The organism is Caballeronia sp. LZ029, assembly GCF_031451275.1.
Classification (GTDB): domain Bacteria; phylum Pseudomonadota; class Gammaproteobacteria; order Burkholderiales; family Burkholderiaceae; genus Caballeronia; species Caballeronia jiangsuensis.
This window is the reverse complement of the sequence record NZ_JARUXO010000064.1, coordinates 1-335: the sequence shown is the minus strand read 5'-3', so window position 1 is coordinate 335 and position 335 is coordinate 1. Positions and strand designations below refer to the sequence as shown.

Annotated in this window: 1 protein-coding gene; it reads right to left on the bottom strand. The window is 64.8% G+C overall.

Annotated elements, in window-relative coordinates:
- A partial coding sequence (locus QCE73_RS34060) for a DUF2252 family protein (protein WP_309885343.1) occupies positions 1 to 335 on the bottom strand: 335 nt, incomplete at both ends.

Genomic DNA, 335 nt, shown 5'->3' with positions numbered 1-335 from the left:
ACTTTCGGCCGTTGCGCCCGTTCAGTCTCGTCGCTGCACGAGTCGTCGAACGCCTGTTTATAACCCCCGAACAGTGCGTCCGCTATGCGGCTGCTGATCACGCCTGGCAAGTCCGAGCTGCGCGCTGCGGTTGCAAGCGACAATCCCAGACGGAGTAGGTCGTGCAGCGGATTGCCGATCACGGTCTGGTCAAGGTCCCGAATGTGGACGGCGACGTCGCCCGCCGCGTCCGCGACCGGTCCCAAATTGCCGAGGTGGCAGTCGCCGCAGATCCATACGGCCGGCCCCTCCGGGAACGTCCCAGCTCGCTGGCTCTGCATCCACTCGTAGAAGTG